Annotated in this window: 5 protein-coding genes and 1 tRNA gene; 4 read left to right on the forward strand and 2 right to left on the reverse strand. The window is 72.7% G+C overall.

Translation table 11 applies throughout. The annotated features are described in order from the left end of the window. Positions 1-170 precede the first annotated feature (170 nt). Positions 171-1,742, forward strand: coding sequence for an alpha/beta hydrolase (locus AOK24_RS33455; RefSeq protein WP_055723768.1), 1,572 nt, complete (start codon positions 171-173; stop codon positions 1,740-1,742). A gap of 82 nt (positions 1,743-1,824) precedes the next feature. Next, positions 1,825-1,898 (forward strand) — tRNA-Thr (locus AOK24_RS33460). Positions 1,899-2,083: 185 nt separating this feature from the next. On the opposite strand, the gene AOK24_RS33465 is transcribed toward AOK24_RS33460, so the two are convergent. Both AOK24_RS33465 and AOK24_RS33470 read right to left on the reverse strand, forming a co-directional pair. Continuing rightward, the gene (locus AOK24_RS33465) at positions 2,084-2,320 is read right to left on the reverse strand and encodes a hypothetical protein (protein ID WP_055723769.1); all 237 of its coding nucleotides are present in this window, start codon (positions 2,318-2,320) and stop codon (positions 2,084-2,086) included. A 421-nt stretch (positions 2,321-2,741) separates the two neighbouring features. Then, positions 2,742-3,320 (reverse strand): TetR/AcrR family transcriptional regulator, encoded by a 579-nt coding sequence (locus AOK24_RS33470; protein WP_055723771.1) that lies wholly within the window; start codon positions 3,318-3,320, stop codon positions 2,742-2,744. A 206-nt stretch (positions 3,321-3,526) separates the two neighbouring features. Here AOK24_RS33470 and AOK24_RS33475 point away from each other — a divergent pair, with 206 nt between their 5' ends. Continuing rightward, on the forward strand, positions 3,527-4,342 hold the full coding sequence (locus AOK24_RS33475; RefSeq protein WP_055723770.1) for an oxidoreductase: 816 nt from the start codon (positions 3,527-3,529) through the stop codon (positions 4,340-4,342). Between the two features lie 167 nt (positions 4,343-4,509). After that, a partial coding sequence (locus AOK24_RS33480) for a hypothetical protein (protein ID WP_338060965.1) occupies positions 4,510-6,325 on the forward strand: 1,816 nt, incomplete at its 3' end.

The following is a 6,325-nucleotide window of genomic DNA, read 5'->3' on the forward strand; positions in this document are numbered from 1 at the left end:
GGCCTTGTGCGCCGTGCGCGGAGCGGGTGGGGGGTGCTGTCGGGACCCGTCGGAGCCGGAGTGTGCCGCCGATTGCCGTAATGTCACTGTGAGTTGACGGACTGTCACTCGTACGGAGTGAATCCCGGACGAACCGTGTTCATTTCGTCGCTCAGCGTTACTCTCGGTGTATGAGCCTCAGCCGTCACCGCCGCCTCCGGACCCCCGTCGCCCTCGTCGCGTCGCTCGCCTCGGCGGCGCTGCTGCTGGGCGGCTGCTCCAGCGGGGGTGCGGCCTCGGTGGTCGGCGCCGCGCGGGCCGAGCTGGTGGCACTGCCGAAGGCCACGCCGGCCGAACTGTCGTCGTACTACGGGCAGAAGCTGCGCTGGCGCAGCTGCGGGGTGCCGGGCTTCGAGTGCGCGACGATGAAGGCGCCGCTGGACTACGCGGAGCCGGCCCAGGGGGACGTCCGGCTCGCGGTGGCCCGGAAGAAGGCGACGGGGCCGGGCGAGCGGCTGGGCTCCCTGCTGGTCAACCCCGGCGGCCCGGGCGGCTCGGCGGTCGGCTACCTCCAGCAGTACGCGGGCATCGGCTACCCGGCGCAGGTGCGCGCGCGGTACGACATGGTCGCCGTCGACCCGCGCGGGGTCGCCCGCAGCGAACCCGTGGAGTGTCTCGACGGGCGCGCGATGGACGCGTACACGCAGACCGACACGACCCCCGACGACCAGCGCGAGACGGACGCGCTGGTCGCGGCGTACCGGAAGTTCGCGGAGGGCTGCGGCGCCGACGCCCCCGAGCTCCTGCGGCACATGTCGACCGTCGAGGCCGCGCGCGACATGGACATCCTGCGCGCGGCGCTGGGCGACCCGAAGCTGACGTACGTGGGCGCGTCGTACGGCACGTTCCTCGGCGCCATGTACGCGGGCCTGTTCCCCGGCCGCGTCGGCCGCCTCGTCCTCGACGGCGCGATGGACCCCTCCCTGACCGCCCGCCGGATGAACCTCGACCAGACCGCCGGCTTCGAGACCGCGTTCCAGTCGTTCGCGAAGGACTGCGTACGGCACCCCGACTGCCCCCTCAGCGGCACGCCCGCGCAGGTCGGCGCGGGCCTCAAGGCGTTCTTCCGGCGCCTCGACGCCCACCCGATCCCCGCAGGCGACGCGGACGGCCGCAGGCTCGGCGAGGCCCTCGCGACGACCGGCGTGATCGCCGCGATGTACGACGAGAGCACGTGGGAACAGCTCCGCGAGGCCCTCTCGTCCGCGATCCGCGAGAACGACGGCGCCGGTCTCCTTGTCCTCGCCGACAGTTACTACGAACGCGACTCCGCCGGCCGCTACGCCAACCTCATGTTCGCCAACGCGGCGGTGAACTGCCTCGACCTGCCCTCCGCGTACGCCACGCCCGACGAGGTGCGCGCGGCCCTCCCCGCCTTCGAGAAGGCGTCCCCCGTCTTCGGCGAGGGCATGGGCTGGGCGTCCCTCACCTGCGCGCATTGGCCGGTGCGCGCGACCGGAGCCCCGCACCGCATCACCGCGCAGGGCTCCGCGCCGATCCTCGTCGTCGGCACGGTCCGCGATCCCGCGACCCCCTACCGCTGGGCCGAGGCCCTCGCGGGCCAGCTCTCCGCCGGGCGCCTCCTCACGTACGACGGCGACGGGCACACGGCGTACGGGCGCGGCAGCGCGTGCGTCGACTCGGCGATCAACACGTACCTCCTCGCGGGCACCGTCCCGCCCCCGGGCAAGCGCTGCTCCTGACCCCGTCAGGGGTGGTCGGAGCACCCTTCGAAACTGTGTAGACTTACCACCGTTGCTGATCGCACCATGGTGCGGACAGCGCGCCGCCTTAGCTCAGATGGCCAGAGCAACGCACTCGTAATGCGTAGGTCTCGGGTTCGAATCCCGAAGGCGGCTCACTTGAGGAAGCCCCGGTCACATTTCTTGTGACCGGGGCTTCCTCTTTCAGGTGATCCCTGCCATCGGGAAACCGGCCGGGCGAACCGCTGTCACGGCGGCATCGGTGGTCGCCGTGCGGCGCGGGGCGGTGGTGGCATCGGCTCCCTCGATTTCTCCGGCACCGAACCGGTCGTCGCGCTGGATCAGTCGGGCGGGGTGCCCTGGGAGTCGGCATCGTCCCCGGCGGTGATGGGGGAGTTCTTGTCGCGGGGAACGAGGACCGCTCGCCGGGGGAATTCGCGGGGTACGACGTCTCCTCCGGTACGGCGCGGAAGTGTGCCTGCCGCAAGGAGGTCATGCCCGAGAGCCTCGGCGACCAGGGTGAGCGTCAGCGCGCCTGCGAAGGCCCCGCTGGGCAGGAGGCTGACGCTGGCCGGCATGTTCGGCCTCGTCCTGCCCGACCTTCCCGGTTCGATGCCGGTCGGGGTGACGTGGGCCGACCTCGCCTCGACCGAGGGTAAGCCGCTCGGCACTCGTACGGTGTGGCTGTCGTGTGACCGCCGGTTCGCGAGCGAGGACACCCTGGCGGTTGGCGGCAAGGTCACGTACAGCCTCTGCTACCCCGGTGACGCGGCCCATGCTTCCGCGACCGCCACGGTCGCCGTCCCGCGCGACCGGCGGGCGGTGCGAGGAAGTTGGTGCGGGCTGCCGCGGTGGCAAGCTCGTCCTCGCCTACACCAGGTGCACGACGTTCACCGCGGTCTTCGGTGGCGACGCACGCACCGAACCCACGCAGGCCACGACCCCGGCCAAGGCCGGCAGACGCTGAGCGCACCGGGAGCCGCGCCCCCCGAAGGCTGCTCAGCCGCGCCGCCCCGCCCCGTGCAGCAGTGTCTCGACGATGCGGGTGGCCAGGGCGTCCGGGTTCCCGGCGTCCGGGTCCTGCGTCGCGCCGGGGCCGTGCAGGGCCTCGCCGATGAGGGCGTAGTAGACGCGGCGGGTCCATTCCAGGTCGGTTTCGGGGGCCAGGAGGCCCTCTCGCCGGGCGCGGGTGAGGAAGGTGAGGGAGCGGGTGTTGACGTCGGCCCAGACGTCCTCGGCGATGCCGTTCTGGGCCAGGGGGTTGCCGAGGGTGAAGCGCCAGGCGCCTTTGACGCGGAGGGTGTTCGCGGTCGCGCGGTGCAGGGCGACGAGGGGTGGGGCGGTGTCCAGGTGGGCGTCGTCGAGGGCGTCGGCGAGCTGCCGTTTGGCGGACGCGGCCAGCGCCTCGACGAGGGCCTGGCGGTTGGCGAACCGGCGGTGCACGGTCGTCCTGGCCAGGCCCGCGGCTTCGGCGATCTGTTCCATCGTCGCGCCGGGGTCCTCGGCGAGCACCTTCTCGGCCGCCTCCAGGATCGCGCGCACGCTGCGTTCGGCATCGGCTCGCAGAGCTCGCCCCATGGCGTCTCCCTTCCTGTCATCGACGCCCGCTTCATCGACGTCTGCTTCCCTGAAGAAGATACTCCCGAGCTGCATCTCCTCCATAAACTGCGACATGAGAGTTGCAGATAACTCGATAAGAGTTACTCTGGAGGTGCAGCTATCGGTAGAGCGTCGGAGAGAGACGCGCATCGCTGCGGACATGACCCAACCCCCAGGAGCCCGTGATGGCCACAAAACGACCCGTAGCGCTCGTGACAGGCGCGTCCTCCGGCATCGGAGAAGCCACCGCCCTCGCCTTCGTCGAAGCGGGGTTCGAGGTGATCGGAACCAGCCGGAACACCGCGAAGGTCACCCCCCGCGCCGGCGTCACCTTCCTCGACCTCGACGTGAGCAGCGACGACTCGGTCGCCGAGCTGGTCCGGCAGGTCATCGACCGGTTCGGCCGCATCGACGTGCTCGTCAACAACGCCGGCATCGGCTCCTCGGGCGCCACCGAGGAGAGCTCGCTGGCGCAGCACCGGCGCGTCCTCGACGTCAACGTCCTCGGCGTCGTCCGTATGACGAAGGCCGTCCTGCCGCACATGCGCGCCCAGGGAAGTGGCCGCATCGTCAACCTGTCGTCGATCTACGGGTTCATGCCCCAGCCGTACATGGCCGCCTACATCGCGTCCAAGCACGCGGTCGAGGGGTACTCCGAGTCCGTCGACCACGAGGTCCGCGAGCACGGCGTACGGGTCCTGCTCGTCGAGCCCGGCGGGACCAGCACCGCGTTCGAGGGCAACCTCGTGCAGCCCGACACCCCGCTGCCGGTCTACGAGCGGCAGCGGCGCACCGTCGACCGGGCCGTCGCCGAGGCGGTCAACGGCGGCGACGCCCCCGCCGTCGTCGCCCGGGCCGTCGTCACCGCGGCCACCACCCGCAGGCCGCGCCTGCGCACCACCGCCGGACCGTTCGCCCGCCGCCTCAGCCTGCTGCGGCGCGTGGCCCCCGCGCGCGTCTTCGACCAGCAGATCCGCAAGTTCAACAGGCTGGCCGGCTGACGCCCGCGCCCACGGAGGGCGCCGGCGGCTGCGGAGATCACCGCGCGCGTCCCCACCCGGCACGCGACAATGGACCCCACCCGACAGGAACCGAGAGGCGTCGTATGAGGGTCGAACTTCCGCCGGAGCCCGTGCACTTCGTGAACCGGTATCGGGAACGGGAGCGTGTGGCGAGGGCGGTTGAGGAGTGGCGGGGGAGCGGTCGGCCGCTGGTGGTGGCGTTCAGCGGGCCGGCGGGGCTGGGGAAGACCGAGCTGGCGCGGCTGGTCGCGCGGACGGTGCTGGACCGGTATCCGGACGGCGTCCTGACCGTCGACCTCGACGACCACCGCGTGGGCGGCACCCTCGACCCCGGCGATGTCCTCGCCCAGCTGCTGCGCTCGTTCGGCGTCGAACCCGCCCTGGTGGAACCGCAGTTCAAGGCGCGCTGCCGCCAGTACTGGAACCTCACGGCGGACAAGAGGTTCGTGCTGCTCCTCGACAACGCCCGGTACGCCTCGGAGGTCGTCCCCCTCCTCCCCGCGTCCGGCGCGAGCGCGGTCCTTGTCGCGAGCCCCGGCCCGCTGTACGGCCTGGAGGACGGCGCCGCCCTCGACCTCGCGCTGCCCCCGCTGGACGAGAGCGCGGCGACGGAGCTGCTCGAACTCGTCGCCAGGGACCCGAGGTTGGCCGAGGACCCCGAGTCCGTACGGGCCCTCGTGCACCTCTGCGACGGCCTGCCCACGGCGCTGCACGTCGCGGGCCGCTGGATCCGCGCGCACCGGCTGCGCCCGCTCGCCCGCCTGGTCCCCGAACTGCGCGGCGAGTGGGACGAGAAGGGCGTACCCGGCGTCGAGCGCGTCTGGGACACGGCGTACGGCGGGCTCTCGCGGCCCGCGTCCCTCCTCTACCGCCTGCTGCCCCACCACCCCGGCCCCACCTTCACGCCGGGCTCCGCGACCGCGCTGCTCGGCCTCGGCGAGGACGCCTGCCATGCCGCGCTGGAGGAACTCCACCGGGCGGGCCTTCTGGACCTCGGCGCGGGCGCCCGCCTGCGGTTCCCCGGCCCGCTGCACGCGCACGCGCTGCGCCGGGGCCGCGCGGACGGCGACGAGGCCGACGCCGCCCGGGTGCGGGTCCTGCGCTGGTACGTACGGCAGGCCCAGCGGGCCGATCTCCTCGTTGCCGGGACCCGGTTGAGAGTCGGCGACACCTTCGCGGCGCTGCCGGACACGCCGGACGCCGAGGTCGACGCCGACTGGCTGTACGACGAGCGGCACGCCCTCTTCGCCTGTCTGCGGCTCGCCCACGCAAGGGAGTTGGACGCCGAGGCGGTCGCGCTCTCCGAGCCCGTCTGGACGTACGCGCTCGACCATCCCCACCAGTCCGACGTCGTCGAGGTGTTCCGGCTCGCCGTCGACTCCGCCGTACGGCACGGGGCGCGGGCCGACTGGATCGTCCGCACGCGGCTCCAACTCGCGCGCCCGCTCTGGGAGTCGGGGCGGCTGGAGGAGGCCGGTCGGGAGCTGGACGCGGCCGAGGCGGCGGCGGGGCTGCTCGGGGACGGACACGGCGTACTCCGGGGCTCCGTCGCGGAGTTCAAGGGGATGCTGCTGGGGATGCGGGGTGAATGGGGCGCCGCTGTACGGGAGTTCGAGAAGTCGCTCGCGATCCACACGGCTGTGCCCAATCCCTACGGTGTGCTGCTCCAGACCTACCGGATCGGTGAAGCGCGGGCGCGGCTGGGGGAGTTGGAGGTCGCCCGGGGGCTGCTGGGCGAGGCTCGCGCGGCGGCGGCCGAGCAGGGGCGGGAGCGGATCGGGGCGCGAATCTCCTCCGCCCTGGCGGGAGTTGTGCTGCGGCTCGGGGAGGTGGACGAGGCGCGGGAGTTGTACGAGGGGGCGTTGGCGCGGGCCCTTCGGCGCCGGTCTCAGGCTGAACAGGCGCGTGTGCACGGGGCGTTGGCGGAGTTGGAGGAGGCTGCCGGGCGGGCGGCCGAGGCGG

The organism is Streptomyces niveiscabiei, assembly GCF_001419795.1.
Lineage (GTDB): Bacteria > Actinomycetota > Actinomycetes > Streptomycetales > Streptomycetaceae > Streptomyces > Streptomyces niveiscabiei.

Excerpts from the sequence above, each read along its gene's own strand:
- AOK24_RS33455 (WP_055723768.1), top strand. The coding sequence starts at position 171 with ATGAGCCTCAGCCGTCACCGCCGCCTCCGGACCCCCGTCGCCCTCGTC.
- AOK24_RS33465 (WP_055723769.1), bottom strand. The coding sequence starts at position 2,320 with ATGCCGGCCAGCGTCAGCCTCCTGCCCAGCGGGGCCTTCGCAGGCGCG.
- AOK24_RS33470 (WP_055723771.1), bottom strand. The coding sequence starts at position 3,320 with ATGGGGCGAGCTCTGCGAGCCGATGCCGAACGCAGCGTGCGCGCGATC.
- AOK24_RS33475 (WP_055723770.1), top strand. The coding sequence starts at position 3,527 with ATGGCCACAAAACGACCCGTAGCGCTCGTGACAGGCGCGTCCTCCGGC.